Origin of the sequence: Chitinophaga solisilvae, from assembly GCF_009928525.1 — a bacterium.
In the GTDB taxonomy this organism is placed as follows: Bacteria; Bacteroidota; Bacteroidia; order Chitinophagales; family Chitinophagaceae; genus Chitinophaga; species Chitinophaga solisilvae.
Map to the genome: position 1 here is coordinate 1 of NZ_JAABOK010000050.1, position 521 is coordinate 521.

At 45.5% G+C, this 521-nt stretch carries 1 protein-coding gene; it reads right to left on the reverse strand.

The annotated features are described in order from the left end of the window. Window positions 1–521 (reverse strand): hypothetical protein (locus GWG06_RS30400; RefSeq protein WP_160718183.1); only part of this gene is annotated, 521 nt, incomplete at both ends.

Below are 521 nucleotides of genomic sequence, written 5' to 3' on the forward strand. Positions count from 1 at the left end.
CTGGTGCTGTCCCTGAATCCTTTGCTGTTGATACCGATTTTGAAGTGCTTAAATACGCTGCTGTCAGATTTGGCTATTGCATTGCCATTGACATCATATAAGTCAATGAATCCACGTTTGCCCACGCTGTCTGCTTTTCCTTGCAGCTTCGTATAAATGCTGTCTCTGAATACGGTGCTTTTGATGATACTATCCCTTGTAGATCTTCCGGTTATCTGAATGATACTGTCCCTGATGCGACCGCGGGATAGGGAGTCAAGTACAACTGTACTGGTGCTGTCTCTGAATCCTTTGCTGTTGATACCAATTTTGAAGTGCTTAAATACGCTGCTGTCAGATTTGCTCAGTGCATTGCCGTTGAGATCATATAGATCAATGAATCCGCGTTTACCCACGCTGTCTGCTTTTCCTTGCAGGCGCGTGTAAATGCTATCTCTGAATACGGTGCTTTTGATGATGCTATCCCTGGTAGATCTTCCTGTTATTTGGATGATGCTGTCGCGGATGCGGCCACGGGATAG